Genomic DNA, 24,860 nt, shown 5'->3' with positions numbered 1-24,860 from the left:
AGGCCTCACCATGCCGCCGACACACGTTGCGCTGCTGCCATGTCGTCGCCAATCGCGGGAGCGTAGCGCCGGATCATCGCCGCGCAGAACTCGGCGAATTCCTCAGGGACTTGGGGCGGGCTGGTGTGATGCGGCTGCAGGCCCCGATGCTCCGGGGTGAAGCAGAAGGTGACGGTGACGTTAAAGTCGGCCAGCGCTTCCATCTGGTGGTCGAACCAGTCGAGCGCATTCGGCCGAAAACTGTCGGCCCAGGACAGGCCGGTGCGCAGGTGGGTGACACCCAGACGCTGTATCCAGGCAACAGCGTCGTGCAGCCGGTGGTCCTGGTAATGGAACCACTGCACCAGGCCCATTTGCGGAGTGTGGCGCAGGAACTCCTCGAGCGCTGGCTTGGGCGTGCCGTCCTCGCGCAGCAGGCCCATGTAGAAATGCCTGTAGTAGGACGAACCTTCCGCCTCCCGATGGCGCGTCGTCGCCTCCCACGAACGCGGCAGGTCATAGAGGCTGTACCACTGGACGCGCGGCGCAAGTCCGAGCAAAAGCTCCGCCGTCCGACGTAAGCCCCAGACTTGTACCTCCTCGGCGCCGAAGGTCGACACGCCCACTTCGCTGACCCACACCGGAATGTCGGCGACCGTCGCGATCTCTCCGAGCTTATGCGGCCACTCGTGGATTTGCCAAAGGTTCCAATCCAGCGGGAAGCCATGCACCGCGACCGCGTCGACATGGTCGAGCACGCCGAATTCCTTCATCCGGACCATGAAGCCGGCATCGATCGGCGAAATGCCGCCCAGCACCCTTGTAATGGCAGGATTCTCCCGGCCGATCGCATCGGCCGCCAGCATCGCCATTGTGGCAAAACGGCTCCAGTCCGGATCGAGCTCCGGGTCCCAGTGTGATTTGTTGTTGGGCTCGTTCCAGATCATGGCAGCTTCAATCATTGGTCTCTCCTTTCGAAGGATAGACGGCGGCGCTGCCGGTCGATTCGCCGGACGCGCGACAGAAATAGACCTCGTCTTCCGGGCGGAGCAGGATGTCGAAACCAGCGCTGCGCAGCATCGCTTCGGTGCAGGCACGGTTCGGAATCCACCAGTTGGTGGGGTCATCCGCATAGCGATGCTCGATGAAATGCAGTTTCGGAAATTCGGGCTGATCGAAGAGGTCGCGTGTCCAGAAATGGTAGTTCTGCTCAAGCGACAGGACCTTACCGCTGCCCCGCTGCATCGACTGGAAGATCATCAGGTCGCTCGCGACATGCGCGCGGATCAGGTCGAGCGCCAACAGCGGGTGGCGCAGGTGGTAAAGCACGCCCATGAACAGCACGATGTCGAAGCGCTCGCCGAGTGATGCGACGTCGTAGACCGACAGTTCCCTGAACTCGATGTCGCAGTCGGCGATCTCGGCGGCGAAGCGGGCCTGGGCGAGATAGGCTTGGTCGAAGTCGATTCCGAGAACGCGATCGGCGCCGCGTTTCTTCATTTCGATCGAGTAGAAGCCGGCGTTGCAGCCGATATCGAGCACCGACTTGCCCGAAAGATCAGTTGGAATGGCATCTGCGAATTTGCGCCATTTGATCAGCGGGTAGTTGCCGAGGAAATGATCGGGGGCAGTCTCCACGCCCGCTAGCTCCATATTGTGAAACCACGGCCCCAATGCGTCGATGCGCCGACGTATTTCCGTGCTGGAGTGCAGCATGGCTAAGCTCCTTCGCCTGGAACGGTTGGCACGCCCGAACGGTCCCGCGATGCGAATATCGGTAGGGTCCCATCGTCGACGGCATCGTTGCCTTCGAGCAGCCTGAGCGCCGTGCGATAGCCGTTGAAAGTACCGACATCCACATAGGCCGTCCCAGCCTTGACGCCGTAAGCTTCGCCTCCGCTGGCGAGATAAGCGTTGACCAGTGTGCCGAAATACTCGTCGAAGCCGTCGCGCTGGCGCCACAGCGCCGCCAGTTGATGGAAGATACGGCCCGGCATCTTGAAGGCGCCCCAGACCCAGTTTGTTGCGGCGTCAGCTTGCTTGACCTGGATCTGCTCGACCCGCCCGTTCCCATCGAGGACGACGGCGTCGAACAGTTCTGGGCGATCGACCGGAAACATCAGGAAGGACAGCCGGTCGTCGGCCAGGCGGCAGAAGCCGTCTTCAGGAAACCAGATCGTATCCGGCAGGCCGATCAGGACCGTTTCCTCCGGCGTCACAAGCGGTGCCGCGCGGAAGATCGCGTCACAGAGTCCAACCGGAGAAGGCTGCGCCACGAAGATCGCTGCGGCATTGTCATAGCCGGCGGCATAATATTCGAGGATGTCCGACTTGCCCGAACCGATGATGAAGCAGATGCGGTCGACACCGTTGCGGACCATCCTCCGCACCAGATATTCGCTCACCGCGCATGGACGCTCGATCTGACCGTCGAGCCGGCTGCCGACCGGCAGCAGCTCCTTGGAAAAGCCAAGCGGTTGAATGCGGCTGCCGCGGCCTGCGGCAGGCACGATGCCCAACATCAGACGACTTCCTCCATTGTGCTCCTCGACAGGGATGCAAAAGCGTCGTTCAGGATGCGGTCGAGTTCGGCGGCGCGATGCGCTGAGGTATGCTCGTCGAGGACGCGCTCCCGGGCGCGGCGGCCGAGAGTCGCGATCTCGTTCTCCGGCAGGTCAAGCGCCGCAACGACGTCGCCGGTGCCATGCGCCAACAGAATCTCGCTGCCGGGCGTGAAGAAGGTGTCGAGGCCGGCCCAGTCGTCGGAGATGATCGCGGTGCCGCACGCAGCCGCCTCGAACAGACGGCCTGACGGGCACCAGCCCTGTCGCGCCATCGCCTCGCGGGTGACATTGAGCGTCAGGCGCGAGGAGGAAAAGAAGGCCGGGTGGTCGGCGGGAGGCAGGTGCCTGACGAAATAGATGTTGCTGCTCCAGGGGAAGTCCTGCGGGTACTGCGCCCCGCCGATGACGAAACGGCGGTTCGGCAGTCGGGCCGCTGGATCGACGAGCAGCCTTTCCACGGCCGCCTGCCGGTCCTCGGCATAGGTCCCGAGATAAGACAGGTCGGCGGCGAACTCGGACCTAGGCTGCGCCGGCCGGTGCCGGTCAGGATCGACATGGCCGTAAAGCGGCAGGACATGACGCGCGCCAAGAATGCTCTTCAGTGTGTCGATCGCCGGCCCTCCGGTATAGCTCAGGACCAGGTCGAAATCGCGCAGTCCCTTCGGCTCGAAATAGGCCGGGTAATCACCTCGCTCGATGCTTGCCAGCGTCACCGGCGTGTCGAGATCGTAAAACACCTTCAGGCCCCGGCAGCTGTCATTCGCGATCCGCGAGGCCTCGACGGCATCGGGACAATAGGAGGTGACGATGACGACGTCGGCTTTCCGTATCGCGGTCTCGGCCTCCCGGCGGATATCCTCCCAAGCCGGATAGAGAACGACATCGCCGCCGCTCAGCCGGTCGATGTCCCTGGCGCCGGCATAATAAGGCGTATCGCGCTCGAAGAAGCTGATCGACCAGCCAAGCGGTGCCAGCGCGCCGATCAGTCCACGCCAGAGCGTGGCATGCCCATTGCCCCACGAGGATGTGACGGTGAGGCCGAAAATGACCATGCGCATCGGTTACCGCTCCCGTCAGGCGAATTCATTCAAGCGGATCAGCTTGGAACCCCAGTCGCCGTGGACGACTGTTGTGATGGAGGCCGGCGCGATATCGAAGCGGAAGCAGTCGCCGAGCGGCAGGCCGAGGATTGCGCAGACAGCCGCCTTGATCACATCGGCATGGCTTACAAGCGCGATGCACTGACCCTGTCCATTCTCGCGCAGCGCGTCCATCAGGCCGATCATCCTGTGCTGCACATCCAGCATCGTCTCGCCGCTCGGCGTGCGGGCGCTCTGGCGCTGATCGTTCCAAAGCCGCCAGCTTGCGTCGCCGTTCAGTTCTTCGAAGGTCTTTCCGGACCACTCGCCGAAGTCGATCTCGTCGAGTTCGTTGCAGATCGCGATCTTCTCAATCTCGCAAGCGAGGGCGATCGGCTTCGCTGTTTCCAGCGTGCGTTCGCGCGGGCTGCTCAAGATCGCGGCGAGCGGCTCTCGCGCCATCCGCCGCGCCAGATGCAGCGCCTGCGCCTGGCCGGCTTCGCCGAGGCGAACGCCCTTGAGCCGCCCGGCCAGATACGAGCCGACATGATCATGCGCCGCGTGGCGGATGAGAAAGAACGTCGTGGTCATTCGGCGGCGTCCAGCATCTGCTCGTCATTACCGGCGATGAAGGCGAGCGTGCGCAGGCGAGCCTCCGCGTCGGTGAACTGCTCCGGCGGCGACTTCATGAAGTAGCTGCTGGGGCCGGTGAGCGCGCCGGCAATGCCGCGGTCAAGCGCGAGCTTTGCGCAGCGGACGGCGTCGATGACGACGCCGGCCGAATTGGGCGAATCCCAGACCTCCAGCTTCAGCTCGGCATTGAGCGGCACGCCGCCGAAGGTGGTGCCCTCGACCCGGATATAGGCCCATTTGCGGTCGGTCAGCCACGGGACATGGTCACTGGGGCCGACATGAATGTTGCCAGCCTCGAGCGGGACGTCGATCTGGCTGGTGACGGACTGCGTCTTCGAAATCTTCTTCGATTCCAGGCGCTCGCGCTCGAGCATGTTGAGGAAGTCGGTGTTGCCGCCGAAATTGAGCTGGTAGGTGCGATCGATGCGCACGCCGCGCTCGCGGAAGAGATTGGCGAGCAGCCGGTGCACGATGGTTGCGCCGACCTGGCTCTTGATGTCGTCGCCGACTAGGGGAAGGCTGCGTTCCGCGAAGCGCCGGCGCCATTCCGGCCTCGAAGCGATGAACACGGGGATGCAATTGACGAAGGCGCAGCCGGCATCGAGTGCGCATTCTGCATAGAAATGCGCAGCCGCTTCTGAGCCGACCGGAAGATAGCATATGAGCACCTCGGTCGCGCTTGCCTTGAGCCGCGCGGTTACGTCTGCGACCGGTTCATCCGACTCTTCGATCGTATCGCGGAGATATTTGCCGATGCCGTCGAGCGTCGGGCCGCGCTCGACACGGACGCCGGTCGGCGCGACATCAGCGAAACGGAAGGTGTTGTTGGGCGCGGTGTAGATCGCTTCCGCCACATCGCGCCCAACCTTGTTTTCCGCGACATCGAAGGCGCAGACCACCTCGATATCATCGACATGGTAGCCGCCGAGATCGGCATGCATCAGTCCGGGGATCGGCTCGTTGCCATTGGCGTGGCGGTAGTAGGAGAGACCTTGCACAAGGGATGATGCGCAGTTGCCTACGCCGACGATGCCGATACGAACTTTCTTCGATGTCACGAAACCACTGCCTCTTTTAAGTTGGAGGTAAGTTCCTCGCCGCCGAACCGGGAGCGGCCTCGAATGTTCCTTCGCGCCACGAAAAATTGGTGAGCCTGATTGCGGATCAAAGAGGCGCCGCTTCGCGTTGGCGGCCAGACAGCCAGGCAGGAGTCGTATGATCGTCTTCGGCGACCACAAGCGAACGCATAGCGCAGAACAGCTCCGGGAGGCTGTCTTGGCCGCAGCTCGAGCGATTGGCGATCTGCCTGCCGGCCTCGAACGTCACGCCGCTGTGGTCGATCTCTTCGTAACCGCCTCTGAACTTCTGCAGGGCCTTGCCGATGAGGAATTCGACACCGCAGGCATAGACAGCAGTTCGTCGGGGCAGAACCTTTGTTCGGAAATCCTCGTCGAGTTGTCGCGGGAAGTGCTGCGCTCCTGGCAACAAGGATTTGCCAGAAGCGGAGCGCTCGATGCGTCGCTGCTTGCGAAGCTTGCCGCCATCGACTGCGGCAGCGCGATAACCACCGGCCCGGCTGAAGGATATGCGTTGTACGCCCTCTACCCGGAAACCTATCTGCTTGCGGCGCAGCGGTCCGGCCTCGACGCAAACACATGCGTCATCGGGATCCGGAGCATCGGTCTCGGCCTCGCCGCGATGGTCGCCGCCGCCCTGCATGCGCCGCCGCCTATCAGCGTGCGGCCCATCGGCCATCCGTTTTGTCGGCACATAAGCGCCGCGCCCGAACTCCTGGACACTTGGCGCGACAGGCCGCAAGCCGAATTTGCTATCGTCGATGAAGGTCCGGGCCTCTCCGGCAGCTCCTTTCATGCTGTCATTGCCTGGCTGCGCCGGCAGGGCATCGACCAGGAGCGCATTCATCTCTTCCCGAGCCACCGCGGCGGGCCGGGCGCGCAAGCTGCCGTCGAAACCGTCGCTGCCTTGTCGCAATGCCAAAGCCATGTCGCGAAATTCGAAGATGCGTTCGACGGCGCGATCGCCCCCCGGCTGCGGGACTGGATAGGACATCTGCTTGGCAAGGCCGATGTTGAGCTTCATGAGATTTCAGGCGGGGCATGGCGCGAATGTCTCTCTGTGCCGACGGGCGCCTGGCCGCCTGCATTCCCGGCGTTCGAGCGGCGCAAATTCATGGCTTCGTCCGCCGGCGAGCGCTGGCTGGTCAAGTTCGCGGGCCTTGGCGAGACAGGACAGCGCAAGCTGCGCACGGCCAAGGCACTCCACGAAGCGGGCTTTGGCGCTCAGCCTGCCGGCCTCTGCCACGGTTTCCTGGTCGAGCACTGGCCCGATGCCGACAGGCTGGACCGGGCAGGATCGGCAAGGGATTTGCTGATTGAATGGCTTGGGCATTACCTCGGCTGGCGCGCTGCCAGGCTGCAGACTGACGAGGCAGGCGCGTCGTTGGACCAGCTTGCAGGCATGGCGGTGCAAAACTGCGAGGAAGCGCTGGGGGAGACGTCGGGGCACGCCTTGCAAACATGGTTTGCCCGTCAGCCATCATCGGGTCCAACGCGCCGGGTCGAGATCGACGGACGGCTGCACCCTTGGGAGTTTCTGGTCCTTCCCGATGGAACTTTGCTCAAGACGGACGCGGTCGATCATTGTCGCTCGCACGATCTTATCGGCTGTCAGGGCATAGAATGGGACATTGCCGGCGCGCGGGTGGAGTATGACCTGTGCGCCGCCGAGCTTTCGAATCTGGTGGGCTGCATCGAGCGGGTCACATCAATCGACCGGGCTTTGGTCGACTATTTGGAGCCTTGCTATCTCGCGTTTCAACTCGGCCTCTGGACGATTGCTGGGCAATCGCCCGAGGAGCAAGAGCAGATGCGTGCGACGCGCCTAGTCGAACGTTACAAAGCCGGGCTTGTCCGGTTTCTGGGCTGTTGAAGGCCAAGCCCGCAGGCGTCAGTCCAGCCTGCGCAGCATGTCGGCTTCCTGCTCCAGGATGCTTGCCACTTCCTCCCGTCGCAAATGCGTCATCATCAGACTGACGCAGCACTCGAGATAAGTGATGGAAGCTCTTCGCAGGAACGCGGCGGTTTCCGCCGCCGCCATCTGGTCGATGTCGTTGACTGATCGCTTCGGCTTCACAGCTCGTCCTCCATCGCGGTTGTCATTCCCAACCGCAATATCGATTGGTTGTTCCGCCCAGGTGAAAAGATGCCGCAGCTTCAGAGCTGCAGGTTCTGCAGCTTTCCCCCACCCGGTCTGTCGATTGCAGCGACGGGGTCGATCGCGAGATCGTCCATCCCTGAAAAGTAGACGATCGTCTGCATCAGGCCTTGCCTGAGAGGCACCTGGGGCGACCAGCCGAGAAGTGCCTTTGCGCGGCCTATGTCGGGGCGCCGGCGGCGCGGGTCGTCCTCAGGCAGAGGCAGGAACTTCACGGGCGATCTGGTGCCGGTCAGTTCGCGTACCAGTCTTGCCAGTTCGAGGACCGAAAACTCCCCGGGATTGCCGAGATTGACCGGTTGGCGCGGATTGCGATCGACATCCATCAGCCGTCGCAATCCCTCGACCAGATCTGTGACATAGCAGAAGGAGCGGGTCTGCCGGCCGTCGCCGAATATGGTCAGCGGCCGCTTCTCGATTGCTTGCATGACCAGGTTGGAGACGATGCGGCCATCGGCGGGGTCCATCCTGGGCCCATAGGTGTTGAAGATTCGGGCGACGCGAATATCGGCCATCTCCGCGCGCAGATAGTCGAAGCAGAGCGTTTCGGCGGCGCGCTTGCCCTCATCGTAACAGGCTCGCGGTCCCGTGCAGTTGACGTGACCGACATAGTCCTCGCGCTGCGGATGCCGTTCCGGGTCGCCATAGACTTCGCTTGTCGATGCCTGCAGGAAGCGGGCGCCGTTGCTGGCGGCGAGCTCCAAAAGATTGAGAGTCCCGATCACACAGGTCCGCGTCGTGTGGATCGGGTCGGCTTGATAGCGAGGCGGCGATGCTGCGCAGGCCAGGTTGAAAACGCGATCGACAGGTTCAGCGAGTTCCAGCGGGGTGCAAACGTCCTGCTCGATCAGCCGAAAGCGCGCCTGGCCAACCAGCGGACTGATATTCTCCATTCTGCCGGTGAGGAAATTGTCGACGCAGATCACTCGATAGCCGTCATGCAGCAGCGCCTCGCACAAATGCGAGCCGAGGAAACCGGCACCGCCGGCAACAAGCGCCGTCCGTGTTTGTTCAGCCCTTTTTGATCGCCGCATTTCGATGGTCTCCTGTCTGCCGCTCATGCTGCACTTTCAACGCCCAGATCGACCGCCGGACGCGTCCCGACAGACGGCGTCAGCGCCGAAACGAATTCACGTGCCCTTGCCATGGCGGTATGTCTAGAAAGCACCGCCTCGCGCGCCAGTCTGGCCATGTTGAGCCTTGCCCGATCGGACTTGGCGCTGAGGATCTTTTCTACATCTCCAGCATTGGACGCCGTCTCGATCGCCGGGACCGGGAAGAAATCGTCGAGTCCAGGCCAGCGGTCGCTTATGATGGGAGTGCCGCAGGCAGCGGCCTCGAAAAGCCGCACGCTGGGCGACCATCCTGCCGCGATCATCGAAGCCCGCGTAAGGTTCAATGTGTAGCGCTGGCGGCTGTAGAAGGCGGCATGTTCGGAAGGTGGCAGGTGCTCGATCCGCTCCACATTGTCCGGCCAGGCGATGTCGGAGGGATATTGCGAGCCGGCCACGACGAAGCGGCGGTCCGGCAGGCGCCGCGCAGGCTCTAGAAGCAGCGCTTCCAATGAGGGCTGCCGATCTGCGCTATAGGTGCCAAGATAGCCAAGGTCCCATTCGACGGCGTGTCTGGTGCGACGATGTCGCGTTGGATCGACTGAGCAATAGAGCGCCTCCGCCCGGCTGGCGCCGAACTCGGACTTCAGCCGCTCCAGCATCGGTCCCCCGGTGAAGGAGAAATAGACGTCGAAATAGGGAATCTGCCGGCGGGCAAGATAGTCGCAATCGTCCTCGGCAACCCGCGCCAGCGTCACCGGCGTGTCGATGTCGTAGAAGCAGAACTGCCCCGTGCACAGCGAAGCAAGGTCGTCGATGATCGCCCTGCCTTCCGGCACGAAGGAGCCTATCACCACGGCGTCGGCGCGCTGCAGATCCTCCCGGTGGTTGCGGCGCAGCTCCGAGACTGTCTCGTAATAGCGCAAGCCGCAGAAATCGGGGTCGCGCAGGTCCCGGTGGTGCGCGTACCAGGGGACGTCGCGTTCGAGGAAGGTGACGCGATGGCCGAGCTCGTTGAGCGCACGCAGCAGTCCCCTGAAAGTCGTCGCATGGCCGTTGCCCCAGGACGAAGATAGGGAAAGTCCGAGGAAAACGATGTCGAGCGGTTTCGTCATTCCGCAGCCTCCATTGCGCGGCGCTCGAAATGCGCCTTGAAGATGTCGTCCACCAGCCGAGCCCTCAGCGTGTAGGTATGCTCCGCCAGAACGCGCCGCAGCGCTGCCGCGCCGATCGCCTGCGCGCGTTCCGGCGTCAGCGTGCGCATGATCTCGGCAACATCGGCGCCGTCGCGAGCGACCAGAATTTCTTCGCCGGGGGTCAGGAACAACTCGATGCCGAGCCAGGCGTCGGTCAGAAGGCACGCGCCGGCCCCGGCTGCTTCGAAGACGCGTGTCGCGGGCGAAAACCCGTTGGCCGCCATGCTGTCGCGGCTGATGTTGAGCACGGCCTTCGGCGTGACGTTGAAGGCGTTGTGATCGCTGGTGCCGACATGCCCCAGCCACGAAACGTTCGCCGGCAGCGGCTTGTCGCCCCAGCCGGAGCCGCCAAGCAGGAAGCGCTGGCCGCCGAGCCTACGGGCCGGGTCGAGGAAGAAGGCATCGACGCGCGCCTCGCGGTCGGGGAGCCGGTTGCCGAGGAAGGCCAGGTCGCAGGCTAAGCGCGGATTTGCGGCGACGGGATGATGCGTCTCAGGATCGAGCGCGTTGTAGATCGGCACGCATTCCGCGGCGCCGAGCGCACGATAATCCCAGACGACCGGGTCGCCGCCGCCATAAGTCAGCACGATGCCGATCCTCTTCAGCGCCTCATGCAACCGGTGGTCGGCGTCGTTGCGCAACTCGCCTAGGGTCGCCGGCGCGTCGACATCCCAGAAGACGGTCAGCGCGTCTGGGCGGGCATTGTCGAGAACCGCATGCAGCAGCGCGTCGTCTTCGAAGCCGACGCCGCTTGCCTTGACCACGACGTCCGCCTGCGCGGCGCGCGATGCAACCTGCATCAGCGCGTGCGGGGTCGGCTCATAGACAACGACGCTGCACCAGTCCGGCGCCTCGATGTCACGATGCTTCTGCCGGTCATAGACGTCGGGCTCATAGAAGACGATGTCATAGCCGCGCTGCGACAGCGCCTTGAGCAGGCCCCGATAATAGGTGGCCGCGCCGTTCCAGTAGGACGACAGAAGGCTCGATCCGTAAAAGGCTATTTTCATGCGGCGGCCTCCGTTGCAGGTTTGATTTCAGTCGCGCCGCGATTGCCGCATGCGGCGAGGATGGCGAACAATTCGTCGGCGCGGTGCCGGCATGTGTGCCGCGCCAGGATGGTCTCCAAGCCCGATGCGGCCAGCGCTTCCGCAAGCTCGCGATCGTTCACGACGTCGCGGAGGTGACCTCTCATCTCGGCGCCGCTTCGGGCGAAGAGGAAATCCGTTCCGGCGCGGAACAGCCCCTCGACATCCGCCCATGGCGCAGACACAAGCGGAATGCCGCAGGCCAGCGCCTCGAACATGCGAATGGTGGGAATGCCCGGCAGGCTCTCCCGATAGGGCCTGCGCGGGATGTGCATGGTGACGCGATGCCGGGCGAAGGCCTTCGGCACATCGGCATTGGCGATCCAGCCTTCATAGCGCAGGCCGGCATCCGCGAGCGCGGTGATTGCATCCGCCGGATAGCGCACGCCGTGCACGGTTCCCAACAGTCCAAGCGCTCTTGCCGGCTCGATCAGGAACTCGGCGATTTCGGCGCTGCGCTCGTCGTCGCCCCAATTGCCGATCCAGACGAGATCAGACTCACGGTCGATCTCGGGCAACGGCTTGAACAGCCGGTCGTCCGCCGCCTCATGCCAGGTGAAGACCCGTCTGCCCCAGCCGGCGCGGAGATAGCTTTCCCGCAGCACTTCGCCGAAGACCAGCACCCCGTCATAATGCTCGAGCTGAAGCGCCGCGATCGCCTCAGTCGCCGATACGGCCCGGTGATGGGTGTCATGGAACAGGAGTGTGAAATTGCAGTAGGCTCGCGCCCGTCCGATACGCGCGACAAGATCTTTATCCGTCCATTCGTGGACGATCACGACATCCGCGCCGGCGAGCCACGCTTCGTGCTCAAAGCCGGGGTCGTAGGCGGCCACCATTAGCTCCGGAAAATCCTTGCGAAAGCGCTCGACGGCGAAGGGGCCTTGCTCGGCGATCAGGTTCGATCGGCTCCAGCCATCGGCGGGCTCCAGCGCGGCCACCCCATGGCCGCGCGCGACGAGTTCGCGCATGATGCCGCGCTGGAAATGCGCGTTGCCGTGGTTCCAGTCGGAAACCGCCGAATGGGTGTAGAACAGAAAACGCATGATCAACACCCCGCCGCGGTCAGCGCCGCCTGGTTGTAGATGTCACGCATCATCCTCACCTGTTTGCCCAGCGAGAAGTTGCGTGCCTGCCGCGCGGCGCGCCTGCCGAGCTTGCGCCGCAAGCTTTCGTCGCGGGACAGGTTCTCGATGCAGCCGGCCAGGGCATGTGGATCGCGCGGATGGAAGAACATGGCCGCGCCATCCCAGATCTCGCGGTAGGTCGCGATATCGGCGAGCACCAGCGGCGTGGCCGAAAGCGCGGCCTCCAAGGCGGCCAGCCCAAAAGGCTCGTAGATGGAAGTTGAAACGAAGATGCCGGCTCGCCTCATCAGGCGACGAACCTCGCGGTGGTCGATTGAACCGAGCGAGACGCAGTTGTCGAAACGGGCGCGCTGTCCGTCGGGGCCGGCGAGCGGACCGGCGGCCTGAACGGGCCAATCGCAGAGCGCGGCAGCGGCGTCGAGCGATGCCGCATCCTTGCCCTCGTCCCACCAGCGTGCGGCAGCGAAGACAAAAGGCTCGCGCCGCCCCGGCCTCGGACCTGGCAGGGCGCCATTATGCACGACGCCCAACCCTGCGATCGCGCCGTAGCAGGCTTGGAGCATCTCGGCATGGCTTCGGCTCGGAGCGACGACGACGTCGGCGCGATCGAATCCGGCCCTGTTGCGATCTCGCTGCCAGGACCAATCGTCCGCCGGCGCCTGCCCGCGCACCGCGTGCAGCCACGTCGCCACGCATGAATGCGAGACCGCGACGATAGGACATGCGAGATCAAGCCCGGCCGCTTGCGTCGGCGCATTGAGATGGACGAGATCGATCGCATAGGTCTCGGCAAGGGTCTGCAACTCGCCAGGCAAACGGCGGAGATCGTCTTCGTCGCGCGTCAACCAGTCCGGCGGGCATTTCAGCCAAACCAGCGTGGCGAAAGACCGCGCCTCTCGTGCTTGCTCCGGAGAAGGTTCGGGTCCTAGCCCGGCAAGCACGATGCTGTCGCCGCCGGCCGCCAGCTCGCGCGCCAGGTCGAGGCAATAGCGCCACACCCCGCCGACGGCGTCGGTCGTCATCAGGATGCGCCGCGGACAATGGATCAGTGATTGCAGCATGAGGACTCCAACTCAGCCAGCGCATGCGGGCGCTGGTCCTGGATGTCGCTGAAGGAGCGGAAGGAGGCGAGGTAGTGCTCATGCGCGCGCTCCCAGGCGAGGTCATCGGGTTCGCCCCAGAGTTCGCGGTAGCTTGGAGAGCTCGGATAGGGATAGAGCGGCACGGGCTCGTTCGCCCAGACGCCGTGATCGATGAGGTGCTTGCGCCAATAATCCACCAGCGCCGGATCGTCTTCGACGACGCCGATCAGATTGGCTTGGACGAAAGGCACGTTGCGGCGGGCGTCGATGAGAAGCGCAGCGAGATCCTCTGTGTCCAGCCGGCAGCGCTTGGCAAGCATCGCGCGGCCCTCGACGGTCAGGCTCTCGAGGCCGGCTTCGATCGAGACGCAGCCGGCCGCGCCGAGCAGTTCCAGCGGTTCCGGCTTCCACAGGTCGATGCGTGTCTGGACGCCGAACTGGACGTCGCGATCGACCAGCGCTTCCAGCAGCGCCTTCTGCGGCAGGAAGATCTCGTCGATGAAATAGATGTAGCCGACCCCTTGCGCGATCAGCCCGTCGATCTCGGCCACGACGGCGTCGTGTTTCCTGCGCCGATAGGCATCGCGAAAATCGATCTTGGCGCAAAAGCTGCAATTGTAGGGGCAGCCGCGCGAGGCCTCTACCTCGGCGCCGGCGCCCTTCTGGACGGTATCGAACCTGTGGTGGTGATGGCCATGCGCCGCGATCCAATCGGACGGCCAGGTGAGCTCCGGATGATCGACGAACGGGCTGGCATGAACGCCGCCGTTGCAGGTCAGACCCCCGCCTTGGAGGCGGGCCGTATGCGCAACCTTGCTCCAGTCGCCTTGCCGTCCGAGCTCTGCCACGACCTCCTCGCATTCACCGCGCACGACGACATCGACGCCGAGCTTGCGCAAGGTCGGGGCCGGCGTCGCCGAGCCATGCGGTCCAACCGCCACGGTTCGACCACCGCGTCCGGCGAGATGGCCGAGAAATTCCCCGGGAACGCGCAGCTCCGGCGGCGCGCAGCGCCAGAACAGATAGGTCGGCGCGGTGGTCACCACCGTCATGTCCGGCGCGAAGGCAGCGACGCGTTCGGCGAGCGCCGCGTTGTCGAGGGTCTGCAATTGTCCATCCAGCATCAGCACGTCGTGCCCGTCGGCTTCCAGCATTGCCTTCGAATAGCCGAGCTCCAGCGGCAGATGCGGCTGACGGCAGCCGAAATAGATGCTGTGCTCATACGTCCAGAACGGATTGACCAAGGCGACTTTCATGCGACGTACCTCGTGGCTTCTGGAGGCGATTGGAGCCGATGCCGCAGCAGCCAGCTGGCGAGGTCGCAGACGCCCTCGCGCCATGGGACATGCGCCTGCCAGCCGATCGCTGCTTGCAGCTTGCGCGTGTCGGCGACGAAGAAGGGCTGATCGCCGACGCGCTCGCTGTCGTGGCGGATCGCGATGTCGCTGCCGGTCATGTCGGCGATCTCCGCCAGCAGCACGCGCAGGCTGATCGCGTTGCGTGGGCCGCCGCCCAGATTGAACGCCTGGCCCTTGAGGTCCTCGATCCTGGCGAGCACGCCGCGATAGGCAGTCACGGCATCGGACACATGCAAGATGTCACGCACCTGCCTGCCGTCGCCGTAAACCGTAATCGGCCGGCCCGACAGCGCGCTGAGAACAAAATGCGCGACCCAGCCCTGGTCCTCGGTGCCGAACTGGCGCGGCCCGTAGATGCAGCTCATACGCAGTACCGCCGTCGGCAAGCCATAGGACTTGGAATAGTCGAGCACATACTGATCGGCCGCACCCTTCGAGCAGCCGTATGGCGTGCAGAAATCAAGGCCGACCTTCTCATCGACGCCGCTCGTACGCACCTCGTCGTCGAACGGTGCATAGTGATCGTCGGCTTGCCGCACCGTGATCTGGGGCAGGCTGCCATAGACCTTGTTGGTGCTGGCGAAGACCACGGGAATTCCGGTGCCGCGGGCCACTTCCAGCACGTTGAACGTGCCCTTGAGGTTGATGTCGAAGTCTTCAGCAGGATCGGTCAGGCTAGTCGTCACCGCTGTCTGAGCGGCCAGATGGAAAATCGCTTTGGCCGGCGCCAACGCTGTGGCCAACGCGCTCAGATCGCGTATGTCGACGATTTCGGCGACCAGCCGATCGCCGTGCTTCTGCGCCAGCCAGTCGAGATTCTGATCGACGCCTGGCCGGCTGAGATTGTCGACGACCAGCACCCTCTCGCCATCGGACAACAGGCTGTCGGCCAGGTTGGAGCCAATGAAACCGCTGCCGCCGATAACGGCCACGGGCGCCTTGCGAGCATGACGGTGCGTCTGGGTCATGAGACCAATCCCCGCTCTTCCAGCTCGCGCCGCATGTCGGCGCCGCGGTCGACGACGACGCTGTTGCGAACCCAGGCGGCGAATTCGCCGAGCGAATTTTCCAGACGATGCTTGGGTTCGAAGCCAAGCAGTTCGCGCGCCTTGGCAATGTCGGCGAAGCAGTTGCGGATGTCGCCCGAGCGCGCCTTGCCCAGGATTTCAGGCGGGCGCTTGGGGATGCCCATCGCCTTGGCAAGAAGACGGGCCACTTCGCTGATCGAATAAGCGTGGCCACTGCCGATATTGATGGCATGCCCGGCGGCCTGGCGTTGCTCAAGCGCCAGCCGGAACGCGGCGGCGACATCGCGCACATGCACGAAGTCGCGCTTCTGTTCGCCGTCCTCGAAGATCGTCGGCTGCTTGCCGCTGGCGAGGCGCGAGGCGAAGTTGGCGAGAACGCCGGTATAGGGATTGGAAAGCGCCTGTCCGGCGCCGAAGACGTTGAAGAGGCGCAGCGCCACGGCGTCGATGCCATAGGCCTGGCCGAAGATCAGCACGGCGCGCTCCTGCGCGTATTTGGTCAGCGCATAGATCGAGGCGAGATCCGGCCGCTTCTCCTCGTCGGTCGGAACCGGCGACAGGGTTTCGCCTGATGCCGATCTGAGATCCCACAGGCCGTCCCGAATGTCGGTGGCTTTGCGTCGCGCATTGTCGATCCGCTCGCCGTCCGCAGTTCGGTAGAGGCCTTCGCCATAGATGCTCATGGAGGACGCCACGATGATCCGTTCAACCGGCTTCTTGATGAGTGCCTCGAGCAGCACCGCGGTGCCGAGATCGTTGGTGCCGACATAGCGGGCGATCTCGTACATGGACTGGCCGACGCCGACCTCGGCCGCCAGGTGGATGACCGCGTCGACATCCGAAACCGCCTCGGCGACCGCATTCCGATCGCGCACGTCGCCCTTGATCAGCTCGGCTCCGCTCGGAAGATTGATGGCTTCGGCGCCGTGCACCTGATCGACAAGCGCGTCGAGCAGGCGCACCTGATAGCCATGGTTAGTGAGCTCCTGGGCGACGTGGCGGCCGATGAAGCCGCAACCTCCCGTAACCAATACGCGTTTCACGATGACTCCCTTGCGGATTTTGCTTCGGCGCCCCGAACTGCGCGGCAAAAGGTTTGTTCCCTGCTTCAACAAAGTTCCCGCCGCAGCTTGGACAAGGGCTGTGCAATCTGCAGCTGCGCAGTCCGCTGGAACATTGGCTGTTGGCTGCTGTTAGGACCGCTCACCAATCCTCGCTGCGAGAAAGGGAAATCCATGTCCGAGGCCAAGACGACCACCAATCACGACGAGATCCGGAAATGGGTGGAAGAACGGGACGGCCGGCCGGCCGTCGTGCGTACGAAAGGCGAGGGCGGCATCCTGCGCATCGATTTCGGAGAACCCGAAGACACGCTGGAACCGATCGAGTGGGACGAATTCTTCCGCATTTTCGACGAGAACGATCTCGCCTTCCTGCATCAGGATGAAGCTGGCAAAGGCGGAACGAGCCGCTTCAACAAATTCGTCGAGCGCAACCAGAAGAACTAGCTCGAGAAGCTGGTGTCATCGTGCGGTTGGGGGGAGGCCCTGCAACTGCATGCTGTTCGGCCAACGTGCCGCCTAGGTGACATCGGCGCGACGACCTGCATCCTGCTCTTCCACGCAAAGGAACCGCGCGGGCGCTCGGCTGTTGGATCGGCAAAGGAGCAATCGCGATGGGACTCTTTGCCGACCTGAACAAGAAGCTGACCGAAAACCTCTATGCCCATGGAAGCTATCTGAGCGATCCGAGCGCCGACCTGCCGCGACGGGTGGAGGAAACGGTCGATCTGCTGATGCCGTTCGTGAAGCCCGAAGCGCGGGAAACGGTGAAACTCCAGATCCTTGGCATCATTCACGAGCATATCTTTGACGAGGATTGACCCCCCCCGCGGCCGCTTGCTCATCCGGCGACATCACCCCCGAGGGGCAATCCTCAATTCAAACGCCGCCGAGACCCGCCCTGCTTTTCGGCGTCGCGCAGCAGCCGCACGATGGCGTCCACGGGAGACGGGTCCGTTGTGGACCGTGCTTTCCACCGCCACAGATGGCGAAACAAACTTTTCAAGCTCCGCATCGCAAAACCTCCTTGCGTTATCGAACGCGCTTTCGAACCCGGAACGAGGAGTGATGTTCCCTTTCGCGGTTAGCGGAAGGCTGCGGCAAACAGAAAGGCGACTGCGGCCACGACGACCAGCGCCACGATGACCAGGACCGGCCCGTTCCTGCGCGGCTCAAGGCCTGGGGCGTTCTCCGGAGGTCGCATCGCGTTGGCAAAACTCGCCTGGTTGGTGAAGTTCGGTTTGTGCGGCGCGGCCGGCGCAGCGGAGGTCGGGACATCGCCCGCCTCGGCGTCCGCTTCCTGCGGTGCTGCCGCCGGGTCGAAGCCCGGGGTCTTGTCCTGCGCCCTGCCGGCCTGGATTTCGCCGCGCGCTTCGGCTGGTGTGCGTTGGTTGGGTGGCATTCGGCGTCTCCTTTGTTCCCCAAACCTGCATCCGGCCCCGCTGTTCCAACCGGTCGTCAAAGGACCAATGGAATTAATGCAGCCTTCGCACTCATCGCGGGCGCTGCGCGAGCGTTGGCCCCGGTTTCGGAATTCGATTCCTGAATTCGGACGGAACTTTCGGGATCAGGGGAGCTTTTTATCGATGCCAGGACACAGAGGCAGCAATGCAAGTTCTCGACACGACGATCCATGCAAATCCCAAAGGCGTGACAGTCGACTTTGTTGGCGAGGGCGGGGAAAACATCGCTGTCACCATGGTCGTGTCCGACCCGTTGCTCGGCGATGCCGCGCTTGTCGATCGCGCCAGGGAGATGATGCTTCAGTGCGCGGCGTTCGGCTACCCGGCTGAAGGGGACCGACCGGACGGAAAGGTGGACGCAGGCCGGCCGGGCACCGAGAGGCCGACCGATACTAGCCAGGGTCCGTATACATTCGAATATCGCGAGGATGGCAGTGTGAGACGGCTTGAGGGCGTCGAGTTGCCCGACCTGGAAGCTGTCCGGCACGAAGCGCTGCGCTCCGCGATCGATCTGCTCGACGATGCGGCAGAATCCCGCCAGGACGGCTGGGCGGTTCGGGTTCGTGGCAGCGACGGCAGCGTCGTCGTGTCTGTCGATTTCGAAGAAGCAAGGCAGGAAAGGGCAACCGCTGCGATGTGAGGGAAGGCGGGGTCTGTGAAAGGTATGATGATGCGCTCCCTCATGTCACTGCATGCGCTTGCAAGCTCACGAGGCGATGGGCTCAGACCTGAATTTCTTCGCCTTTTCGAGGCGCGCGCCGCGTTGGCGGACCCGGACGTGATCGAGCTTTCCCTCGACAGGGAGCAGGCCGGTCCAAACCCCCTCGGCAGCGCCGCAACCAATCCGCGGGAACACACCCTGCGCTTCCCCCGGGGACATGATGAGACCTGTCGCGAGCCTCGGCCGAGGAGGGGCATTACACGCTGACGGAGGTGGAAATGCGTGCGCCCTTGGCGCTGATTATCGAAGACGAATATTTGATCGCGTCGGACGTGGCGAATGGCCTGAAGGAGCGCGGCTTCGAGGCGGCCTGCGTGGCGTCCGAGCGAGCAGCCGCGGCTTGGCTGGACGATCACAAGCCGGACGTTGCCATCATCGATATCCAGCTGCTTGACGGCCAGCGAGGCGTTGCCGCGGCCCGCCTCAAGGAGGCGGGCGTGCCCTTCGTCATCCATTCAGGCTACGATCCGGAGTTCCAGTCGCCGATCTTTCACGGCGCGCCCTACCTGCCCAAGCCGGCGCCGATCCGGCATCTTGTCGAACTGGCGAGCCAGCTGGTTGGGAATCGCGCCGAACAATAGACGAGGCAGCGAGCCAAAACCCATTTCAGCCTGGCGCGGCGTCGCCTTTGCGGAACCGCGTGCGCACCATGCGCGACGTCAGCGCGGTGATCGTGGCCAGGATGTTCTTCACGCGGTGCTGCAACTCGTGTAGCAGCCTTTCCTGGCTGCCCTCGGCCTCCTTGTGGCTCAAAACGTCGACCAGGGGCGGCGATGGCGTCGATGTCGGTGGCGAAGATCTGCAGATTGGGCGAGGCGGCGCCGCGCGGCGCGCTCTCCTTCAGGAGCTGGCGATCGAATAGGCCTCTTCGCCCGTGGCGTAGCCCGGCACCCATACGCGGATCGTCTCGTCGGGCTTGCGGCTCTCGAACAGCCGGGGAATGACCAGCCTTTCCAGGACTCGAAGGCGTGCTCGTCGCGGAAGAAGCTGGTGACGCCGATCAAGAGGCCTGGTACAGAAGGTCCACCTGCTGCGGCTCGTCGCGCAGCCGCTCGTAGAACGCGGTCGGGTCATCGATCTACGGTACCTGCATGCGGCGCTGGATGCGCCGCAGGATCGAGTTGTCCTTGTAACCGCTGAAATCGTGGCCGGTCCGCACGCGCAGCAGCGCCGCGATGCGTGAAAGCTGTTCGGCGACATCGCGCTTGCGGCGGTCGCGTTCGCTTTCGGTATGATTGGAGTGGCGGAAATAGCCGACCACCTTGCCCGCCATTTCCTCCGCGAGAAGCACTCTGGACGGCGCTGCGCATCATGCCGTCATATTCGGCACTTTCTTGCGCCAAGGTCAGGCCGCCGCGTTTCCTTGATGGTCCTGAGCCCGATCGTGCCGTCGCTGCCCGTCCCGGACAGGATGATGCCCGCCGCAGACTTCGACTGCTCCTCCGCCAGATGAGGTGAAGAAATCGTCGACCGGCGTGCGCCTGACGCGCGTCGCGGCCATCCTGGCCACCTGAAAGCGCTGGTCACGCAGCGTCACCGACACACCGGGAGGCGTGACGTAGATCTTGTCGGACTCGATCTCCATGCCTTCGGCCGCGGTTTGGGTTTCGATCGCAGTGGAGCGCCGGATGATGCTGGTGAGCACGCTTTCATGCTCGGCGTCGAGGTGCTGAATGACCACATAGGCAAAGCCGCTATCTGCCGGCACCTGTGGAAGAACCTTTGCAGGGCTGCGATGCCGCCCGCCGATGCGCCAATGCCGATAATTGGGAAGGGAGCGGCCGGCTTTGCGGCTTCGCGCGCGCTAGCCCTCGCTCTCTGTGTGCTTGCCTTCTTCGCCGCCCGCGCCATTGCCGCTTAACCGTGCTCGCCTGCTCTCAAGGATGCGCTCGATAACGGCGGCATCCGCTTCATATTCCTTCGCCCGCGCGCCGAACTGACTGGCAAGCTCGGCGCGATGCCGCATCTTCTCCCGCTCGGCCATGCGCCGGGCAAATTCCGCCCGCTGCTGATGTGCGCGCAGCAGGCTCCACAGCATCTCGTCCGTCTCGATCGCCTGCGCCTCCATGACCGCGTCGGCGGTGAAAGCGTGCCCGGTATGGCACCGATAGCGCAGCATGTCACCGTCTTCGATCTCCCATAGCGGTCCATGGCATTCCGGACATGTAAACACCGACAACTCGCCAAATCGATCCGCTTCTTTCATGGTCGAATGCTCCTGCGCGGCGATCGCCGCTTCCAATCTGACCGTTGGTGGTGCCGCGAAGGTTTCGCCGGCCGGCTCCGCCGCCAGCCTTGCCAGCAAGGCGCCGAGCTCCGCGGAGGGCACGCAGTGGTCGATCTCGACATAACGCAGCGCGCTTTCCACCATGGACGGCACCGGCGCGTCGTTAGGATGCTGGACGACCGCCACCCCGCCGACGGCCTTGACGGCCCTTAATCCGACGGTGCCGTCGGAGAGCGAGCCCGACAGCAGCACGCCGATGACACTGGCGCCGTAGCTCAGCGCCGCCGAACGGAACAGCGGATCGATGGCCGGCCGGGCAAGGTTTTCGCGTGGACCGCGCCGCAGCATCATATGGCCATCGTGAAGGAGAAGATGGAAACCGGGAGGCGCCACATAGATGCAGCCCCTCCTGAACGTTTCCCCATTCCTGGCCGGCTGCGCTGCAAGCGTGCCGGCGCGGTCGAGGATCTGCGGCAGATAACTGACCTGGCCGACATGCACCGCGACGAACACGGCGGCCGGTAGATCGGCGGGCAGATCGCCGACGATCCGCTTCAACGGTTCGATCCCGCCGGCCGACGCGCCGATGACGATGATGTTGTGGTTGTTCGATGGGGCCAGGTACCGGGCCATTCCGCGACGAGCCTCCAGATTGGGCTGTAAGAACCGTTCCGTTCCGGATATGGCGCCATCGCGGTTCAGCGACCGGTCAGGTCTTTAACAATGCAATCTGCGCGGATGTTCCATTACTGCTGATTCAGCGCCTGTCTGTCGTTACCGAAGAGGGGTGGAACATAGGAGATCGCTGGCAGTTCGGGTTCGCCTCAGACGCCGTGCCAGGCGTCTGTTGAAGACGGGTGGGCAACACCTGATCGGCCCGCGCCTGTCCCTCGCAGGCGTGGGCTTCAGGTCCGGCATGACTTGCCGCGCCGCGATGCGGATGTGCCACCAAGAACCACAGGAGACAGCTATGAAGCATCAGACCTCTTACGAACTTCAATCAGTGGCGATCGTCGACCGGCTTGGATTGATTCCCCTTGCAACGAGAACGCAACGGATCGAGCGGTGGGCGGAACTTCTCGACCGCAATCCGCAGCGCTGTCTCTCGGCGCTGACTGGCACCGAATATGTCGATCCCGGGGTTCGCGAACGGGTGCGGGCGGACGGATCGGCGCTCGCGATTGCGTTCGACGATCCGCTGCTGCGCGCGGCCGGGTTGCGGTCGGACACCTATGGCGAGGCGAAGCGCTTCTTCGAACTCTCCGATTGGCAATTGCATGATGTCGTCTGCAGCTGCCATACCGGCGCGACGATGCAGGCAAGCTGGGCCGCCGCCCGGGTCCGCCGGATCATTAGAGGCAACCCGATCCTCGGCTGGCTCAGAAGCCGTTTCACGCATTGAGACAGACCGGTCGCCCGGCGAACGCAGGTCGCCGGCGGCTCGGCTGCCGATGGTCAGTGCAGAAGAGAGGCTCCGCGCAACTGCGCCATCCTGCGCATGATCGTGTTCAGCCAGTCGGCGATGGACGAATCCGCGGGCCTGTTGTCGATATCCTCAAGCGCCCTCTCAAGAGTATGCTCCACAAGACGATCGGAAGCGCCGGGATCGTCCAGCAGCAGGCGCGCGGTGAGCCGGAGCTTGGGCAGCAGCGCGACGACGTCTTCCGCCGTGGATGGCGGACGCGCAATGGGCTGGGTACAGGGCTCCGGGGGGAACAGCGCATCGATCACGGTGGCACGGTTCGACGACTTGCTCAGGCGGCTTGCAAAACGCAAATGCTCGGGGATGGCGATCTCGTCATATCCGCTGAAGAACACGAAGGGCACGTTGCGCCGCATCAGTTCGTCCGCAACCGGGAAAACCTTGCGGCCATGCAGGTCGATGTCCAGAATCGCGGCCTCGGCTGCTTTCGCGTGCCGTCCGGCCTGCTCCACCGTCGCCACCGGCCCGAGAATGATGGCCCCCATGTCGGCGAAGAAGGTCGCCAGATCGCTGGCGAGCAGCCACTCGTCTTCCGCGATCAAGAGGCGAAGTCCCCTGAGGTTTCGCACACGCAAGCTCCGTCAACTCGCATTCGCAGCCGCAGACCCTGCTGCGCCGATACCGGCGCGCATGACGATGAGGTCGCAGGGAAGCCAGATGCTAGAACGCAGCGAAAGGTGAACCGTTCCGGCTGTTCGCTGCATGCGCTTCGATCCGATCCGGCAGGTATGGAACCATTCCGCCGGCCTGCGGTTCGGCATGAGGCGGAGCTCGGCTCGGAACCATGAACATGATATCGCACGGCGAAGCTTCCAGGAACGACAACGAGCGTGAGAATGCCGAACGTGTCCGCGACCTGACGCAGAGAGCGGGAATTGCAAGCGGATTGGCGCTGGCGCTGATCCTGAAATACGGCAACGATCCGGAGGTGCTTTATCGCGAGGCGGCAAAGCTGAAGCGCGACACGAACAATGGCGGCAGGTAGGAATCAGTCGTGCTTGCCGATCCGATGGTCCTCATCCTGATGTATTTCATCTTGCCGGTGTGGCTGATCGCGGGCTTTGCCGACTGGCTCTGCCACCGCGCCACTCACATCGAATCCACGACAGGTGCGAAGGAATCGCTGATCCATTTGCTGATGTTCGCAGAGGTGGGGATCCCGCTGCTTGCAGCGATGTTCCTCGAGGTGAACGCCTTGGTCATCGCCGTAATGATCGTCGCCTTCTTCGTTCATGAAGCGACGGCGATGTGGGATGTGCGCTACGCGACCACGGCGCGGACGGTCGGCCCGATCGAGCAGCATGTCCACAGCTTCCTGGAGATGATCCCGCTGATGGGGCTGGTCATCGTCGTGGCGCTGCATTGGCGCCAGTTCCTGGCCCTGTTCGGCGCCGGACCGGAAACGGCTCGCTTCGACCTGACCTGGAAACATCAGCAACTGCCGGTGGCATATATTGCCGTCGTGATGATCGTTATCGTGCTCTTCGAACTGCTGCCCTATGTGGAGGAGTTCTTCAGAGGCCTGCGCGCCAACTCGGGCCGGCTCGTTCCTGCCAAAGCAAGGCGCCATGAGCCCGGCGATACCGCCACGCGGTGAAGGCAACCATCTTCTCAGCCGTTCTGGTCGATAGCGTGCGGCGAGGGCTGCTGGGCGCCACCGGCCGGACGCCCGTCCTTCTGGCCAGCCCAAACCCAGAGCGCGACCAGGACGATCACCAGAACACCTAGCGCAATTGTGATATGACGCATCAACGGCCTCAGCCGCCTGGCCTGTTGGCGGCCGGATCCGAGCCGACGCTAATCGCGGGATCGGGCGCCACCGGACCGCGCTCGGCCTCCGAGCCTTCCGACTCGATCTCCTGGACAGCCTGATCCCAGTGTTCCTGCTGGCGCCCCTCGGGACGGCCTTCCCGCTCCCATATCTCGTGAGCGCGTTGCCTGATGCGTTCTTCCCTGTCCATGACGAGCCTCCTTTCGCGCCACATGTGGCGCTGCCCGCGCCTAAGTGATTGCCGGCAGATTTGTTCCTTCGAAGCCTGGCTGCCGTGTGCTGTGCCGGTTCGGGAACGTCGCCTTCGCGCCGGTGTTACTTCTCCATGAGAAATGGAGACCAACCATGAACAATCAGAACCGCCGCGAGACAGGTGCCACAAAATATCCGGCGAACTCCGATCCGGATCCGAGCGACCAATTTTCGCAGGACGCCGCCGGCAACGAAAGACCTCACGTCGATCCGGGCCTCAGCCGCAAACAGGGCGAGGTCGAGGACAAGACCCATCAGTCGGAAGGCCGCAATCCGCCGCGGCAGCCGACGCCAAGCCCCGCGACCGAAAAGAGTTCAGGCGCTGGCCCGGCAGTCGCGGAGCATTCCAAGGACGCCAAGGCGCCCAGGAGCGGCCGTCAGCCCGGCGCCTATGTGAAGGAATGACGGCGGCGCCGACGTCGTGGAACATACCTATGACTTCTAAGTTCGGGGACTGCTGCCGCCGGCGATCCGGCGGCGGATTGTGAGGCTCTGGAGCCT

General features: G+C 63.8%; 32 protein-coding genes. 9 read left to right on the top strand and 23 right to left on the bottom strand.

Features of this window, described 5'->3' with window-relative positions:
* Nucleotides 1–5: 5 nt before the first annotated feature.
* From EN869_RS10035 to EN869_RS10010, 6 genes are read right to left on the bottom strand one after another with little or no spacing between them, the layout of a single operon-like run.
* Nucleotides 6–941 (bottom strand): beta-xylosidase, encoded by a 936-nt coding sequence (locus EN869_RS10035; protein WP_127225514.1) that lies wholly within the window; start codon nucleotides 939–941, stop codon nucleotides 6–8.
* Complete coding sequence (locus EN869_RS10030) at nucleotides 934–1,695, bottom strand: TIGR04290 family methyltransferase (protein ID WP_127225515.1); 762 nt, start codon at nucleotides 1,693–1,695, stop codon at nucleotides 934–936. Before EN869_RS10030 ends, EN869_RS10035 begins: the two co-directional genes overlap by 8 nt.
* A gap of 2 nt (nucleotides 1,696–1,697) precedes the next feature.
* Entirely contained in the window at nucleotides 1,698–2,501 is an 804-nt protein-coding gene (locus EN869_RS10025) for a sugar phosphate nucleotidyltransferase (RefSeq protein WP_127225516.1), read from the bottom strand.
* Nucleotides 2,501–3,601, bottom strand: coding sequence for a glycosyltransferase (locus tag EN869_RS10020; RefSeq protein WP_127225517.1), 1,101 nt, complete (start codon nucleotides 3,599–3,601; stop codon nucleotides 2,501–2,503). The genes EN869_RS10025 and EN869_RS10020 overlap by 1 nt, the downstream gene beginning before the upstream one ends.
* Before the next feature lie 15 nt (nucleotides 3,602–3,616).
* The gene (locus tag EN869_RS10015) at nucleotides 3,617–4,213 is read right to left on the bottom strand and encodes a histidine phosphatase family protein (protein WP_127225518.1); all 597 of its coding nucleotides are present in this window, start codon (nucleotides 4,211–4,213) and stop codon (nucleotides 3,617–3,619) included.
* A complete protein-coding gene (locus EN869_RS10010) occupies nucleotides 4,210–5,313 on the bottom strand; it encodes an inositol-3-phosphate synthase (RefSeq protein WP_127225519.1) in 1,104 nt (367 codons plus the stop codon). The genes EN869_RS10015 and EN869_RS10010 overlap by 4 nt, the downstream gene beginning before the upstream one ends.
* 157 nt (nucleotides 5,314–5,470) lie before the next feature.
* Here EN869_RS10010 and EN869_RS10005 point away from each other — a divergent pair, with 157 nt between their 5' ends.
* Nucleotides 5,471–7,204 carry a hypothetical protein gene (locus EN869_RS10005; RefSeq protein ID WP_127225520.1) on the top strand — a complete coding sequence of 578 codons (1,734 nt, stop codon included), beginning with the start codon at nucleotides 5,471–5,473 and terminating at the stop codon, nucleotides 7,202–7,204.
* Nucleotides 7,205–7,222: 18 nt separating this feature from the next.
* On the opposite strand, the gene EN869_RS10000 is transcribed toward EN869_RS10005, so the two are convergent.
* The 9 genes from EN869_RS10000 to EN869_RS09960 all read right to left on the bottom strand — a co-directional run bounded on the left by EN869_RS10000 (nucleotide 7,223) and on the right by EN869_RS09960 (nucleotide 16,424).
* A complete protein-coding gene (locus EN869_RS10000; protein WP_126079198.1) occupies nucleotides 7,223–7,408 on the bottom strand; it encodes a hypothetical protein in 186 nt (61 codons plus the stop codon).
* Between the two features lie 80 nt (nucleotides 7,409–7,488).
* Nucleotides 7,489–8,523: a UDP-glucuronic acid decarboxylase family protein gene (locus EN869_RS09995; protein WP_127225521.1), complete on the bottom strand. Its 1,035-nt coding sequence runs from the start codon at nucleotides 8,521–8,523 to the stop codon at nucleotides 7,489–7,491.
* A 23-nt stretch (nucleotides 8,524–8,546) separates the two neighbouring features.
* Complete coding sequence (locus tag EN869_RS09990) at nucleotides 8,547–9,656, bottom strand: glycosyltransferase (protein WP_127225522.1); 1,110 nt, start codon at nucleotides 9,654–9,656, stop codon at nucleotides 8,547–8,549.
* Complete coding sequence (locus EN869_RS09985) at nucleotides 9,653–10,747, bottom strand: glycosyltransferase (RefSeq protein ID WP_127225523.1); 1,095 nt, start codon at nucleotides 10,745–10,747, stop codon at nucleotides 9,653–9,655. The genes EN869_RS09990 and EN869_RS09985 overlap by 4 nt, the downstream gene beginning before the upstream one ends.
* A complete protein-coding gene (locus EN869_RS09980; RefSeq protein WP_127225524.1) occupies nucleotides 10,744–11,871 on the bottom strand; it encodes a glycosyltransferase in 1,128 nt (375 codons plus the stop codon). Before EN869_RS09980 ends, EN869_RS09985 begins: the two co-directional genes overlap by 4 nt.
* A gap of 2 nt (nucleotides 11,872–11,873) precedes the next feature.
* A complete protein-coding gene (locus EN869_RS09975; protein ID WP_127225525.1) occupies nucleotides 11,874–12,974 on the bottom strand; it encodes a glycosyltransferase family 4 protein in 1,101 nt (366 codons plus the stop codon).
* On the bottom strand, nucleotides 12,959–14,251 hold the full coding sequence (locus tag EN869_RS09970) for a TIGR04295 family B12-binding domain-containing radical SAM protein (protein WP_127225526.1): 1,293 nt from the start codon (nucleotides 14,249–14,251) through the stop codon (nucleotides 12,959–12,961). The genes EN869_RS09975 and EN869_RS09970 overlap by 16 nt, the downstream gene beginning before the upstream one ends.
* Nucleotides 14,248–15,321 (bottom strand): NAD-dependent epimerase/dehydratase family protein, encoded by a 1,074-nt coding sequence (locus tag EN869_RS09965; RefSeq protein ID WP_127225527.1) that lies wholly within the window; start codon nucleotides 15,319–15,321, stop codon nucleotides 14,248–14,250. The genes EN869_RS09970 and EN869_RS09965 overlap by 4 nt, the downstream gene beginning before the upstream one ends.
* Nucleotides 15,318–16,424, bottom strand: coding sequence for an SDR family NAD(P)-dependent oxidoreductase (locus EN869_RS09960; RefSeq protein WP_127225528.1), 1,107 nt, complete (start codon nucleotides 16,422–16,424; stop codon nucleotides 15,318–15,320). Before EN869_RS09960 ends, EN869_RS09965 begins: the two co-directional genes overlap by 4 nt.
* 192 nt (nucleotides 16,425–16,616) lie before the next feature.
* Here EN869_RS09960 and EN869_RS09955 point away from each other — a divergent pair, with 192 nt between their 5' ends.
* Nucleotides 16,617–16,889: a hypothetical protein gene (locus tag EN869_RS09955; RefSeq protein ID WP_127225529.1), complete on the top strand. Its 273-nt coding sequence runs from the start codon at nucleotides 16,617–16,619 to the stop codon at nucleotides 16,887–16,889.
* 167 nt (nucleotides 16,890–17,056) lie between these two features.
* Nucleotides 17,057–17,263, top strand: a complete 207-nt coding sequence (locus EN869_RS09950) for a hypothetical protein (protein ID WP_127225530.1) — start codon at nucleotides 17,057–17,059, stop codon at nucleotides 17,261–17,263.
* A gap of 263 nt (nucleotides 17,264–17,526) precedes the next feature.
* Here EN869_RS09950 and EN869_RS09945 read toward each other — a convergent pair whose 3' ends face one another.
* Nucleotides 17,527–17,844 carry a hypothetical protein gene (locus EN869_RS09945; RefSeq protein ID WP_127225531.1) on the bottom strand — a complete coding sequence of 106 codons (318 nt, stop codon included), beginning with the start codon at nucleotides 17,842–17,844 and terminating at the stop codon, nucleotides 17,527–17,529.
* Between the two features lie 206 nt (nucleotides 17,845–18,050).
* Here EN869_RS09945 and EN869_RS09940 point away from each other — a divergent pair, with 206 nt between their 5' ends.
* Nucleotides 18,051–18,545 carry a hypothetical protein gene (locus tag EN869_RS09940; protein WP_127225532.1) on the top strand — a complete coding sequence of 165 codons (495 nt, stop codon included), beginning with the start codon at nucleotides 18,051–18,053 and terminating at the stop codon, nucleotides 18,543–18,545.
* A 299-nt stretch (nucleotides 18,546–18,844) separates the two neighbouring features.
* The gene (locus EN869_RS09935) at nucleotides 18,845–19,207 is read left to right on the top strand and encodes a response regulator (RefSeq protein WP_127225533.1); all 363 of its coding nucleotides are present in this window, start codon (nucleotides 18,845–18,847) and stop codon (nucleotides 19,205–19,207) included.
* A gap of 25 nt (nucleotides 19,208–19,232) precedes the next feature.
* Here EN869_RS09935 and EN869_RS09930 read toward each other — a convergent pair whose 3' ends face one another.
* The 4 genes from EN869_RS09930 to EN869_RS09910 all read right to left on the bottom strand — a co-directional run bounded on the left by EN869_RS09930 (nucleotide 19,233) and on the right by EN869_RS09910 (nucleotide 21,486).
* A complete protein-coding gene (locus EN869_RS09930) occupies nucleotides 19,233–19,379 on the bottom strand; it encodes an HWE histidine kinase domain-containing protein (protein WP_245489413.1) in 147 nt (48 codons plus the stop codon).
* Nucleotides 19,380–19,704: 325 nt separating this feature from the next.
* Complete coding sequence (locus EN869_RS09920; RefSeq protein WP_127225536.1) at nucleotides 19,705–19,899, bottom strand: hypothetical protein; 195 nt, start codon at nucleotides 19,897–19,899, stop codon at nucleotides 19,705–19,707.
* Between the two features lie 72 nt (nucleotides 19,900–19,971).
* A complete protein-coding gene (locus tag EN869_RS09915; protein ID WP_127225979.1) occupies nucleotides 19,972–20,376 on the bottom strand; it encodes a chemotaxis protein CheB in 405 nt (134 codons plus the stop codon).
* Nucleotides 20,377–20,430: 54 nt separating this feature from the next.
* Complete coding sequence (locus tag EN869_RS09910) at nucleotides 20,431–21,486, bottom strand: chemotaxis protein CheB (RefSeq protein WP_127225537.1); 1,056 nt, start codon at nucleotides 21,484–21,486, stop codon at nucleotides 20,431–20,433.
* A gap of 337 nt (nucleotides 21,487–21,823) precedes the next feature.
* Between EN869_RS09910 and EN869_RS09905 the strand changes: the two genes are divergently transcribed.
* Nucleotides 21,824–22,255 (top strand): hypothetical protein, encoded by a 432-nt coding sequence (locus EN869_RS09905; RefSeq protein WP_127225538.1) that lies wholly within the window; start codon nucleotides 21,824–21,826, stop codon nucleotides 22,253–22,255.
* A gap of 53 nt (nucleotides 22,256–22,308) precedes the next feature.
* Here EN869_RS09905 and EN869_RS09900 read toward each other — a convergent pair whose 3' ends face one another.
* The gene (locus tag EN869_RS09900; RefSeq protein WP_245489412.1) at nucleotides 22,309–22,878 is read right to left on the bottom strand and encodes a response regulator; all 570 of its coding nucleotides are present in this window, start codon (nucleotides 22,876–22,878) and stop codon (nucleotides 22,309–22,311) included.
* 242 nt (nucleotides 22,879–23,120) lie between these two features.
* On the opposite strand from EN869_RS09900, the gene EN869_RS09895 reads away from it, so the two are divergent.
* Nucleotides 23,121–23,321 carry a hypothetical protein gene (locus EN869_RS09895; protein WP_127225540.1) on the top strand — a complete coding sequence of 67 codons (201 nt, stop codon included), beginning with the start codon at nucleotides 23,121–23,123 and terminating at the stop codon, nucleotides 23,319–23,321.
* Nucleotides 23,322–23,330: 9 nt separating this feature from the next.
* Nucleotides 23,331–23,933 (top strand): diguanylate cyclase, encoded by a 603-nt coding sequence (locus EN869_RS09890; RefSeq protein WP_127225541.1) that lies wholly within the window; start codon nucleotides 23,331–23,333, stop codon nucleotides 23,931–23,933.
* 14 nt (nucleotides 23,934–23,947) lie between these two features.
* Here the strand turns inward: EN869_RS09890 and EN869_RS34355 are convergent, their stop codons facing one another.
* Nucleotides 23,948–24,085 (bottom strand): hypothetical protein, encoded by a 138-nt coding sequence (locus EN869_RS34355; protein WP_167498469.1) that lies wholly within the window; start codon nucleotides 24,083–24,085, stop codon nucleotides 23,948–23,950.
* An 8-nt stretch (nucleotides 24,086–24,093) separates the two neighbouring features.
* A complete protein-coding gene (locus EN869_RS09885; RefSeq protein WP_127225542.1) occupies nucleotides 24,094–24,297 on the bottom strand; it encodes a DUF2934 domain-containing protein in 204 nt (67 codons plus the stop codon).
* A 155-nt stretch (nucleotides 24,298–24,452) separates the two neighbouring features.
* Between EN869_RS09885 and EN869_RS09880 the strand changes: the two genes are divergently transcribed.
* Nucleotides 24,453–24,764, top strand: a complete 312-nt coding sequence (locus EN869_RS09880) for a hypothetical protein (RefSeq protein ID WP_127225543.1) — start codon at nucleotides 24,453–24,455, stop codon at nucleotides 24,762–24,764.
* Nucleotides 24,765–24,860 lie beyond the last annotated feature (96 nt).

The sequence above is a fragment of the Mesorhizobium sp. M2D.F.Ca.ET.226.01.1.1 genome (assembly GCF_004022705.2).
GTDB lineage: Bacteria > Pseudomonadota > Alphaproteobacteria > Rhizobiales > Rhizobiaceae > Mesorhizobium.
The sequence above is the reverse complement of the archived record's forward strand: the minus strand, read 5'-3'. Positions and strand labels throughout refer to the sequence as shown.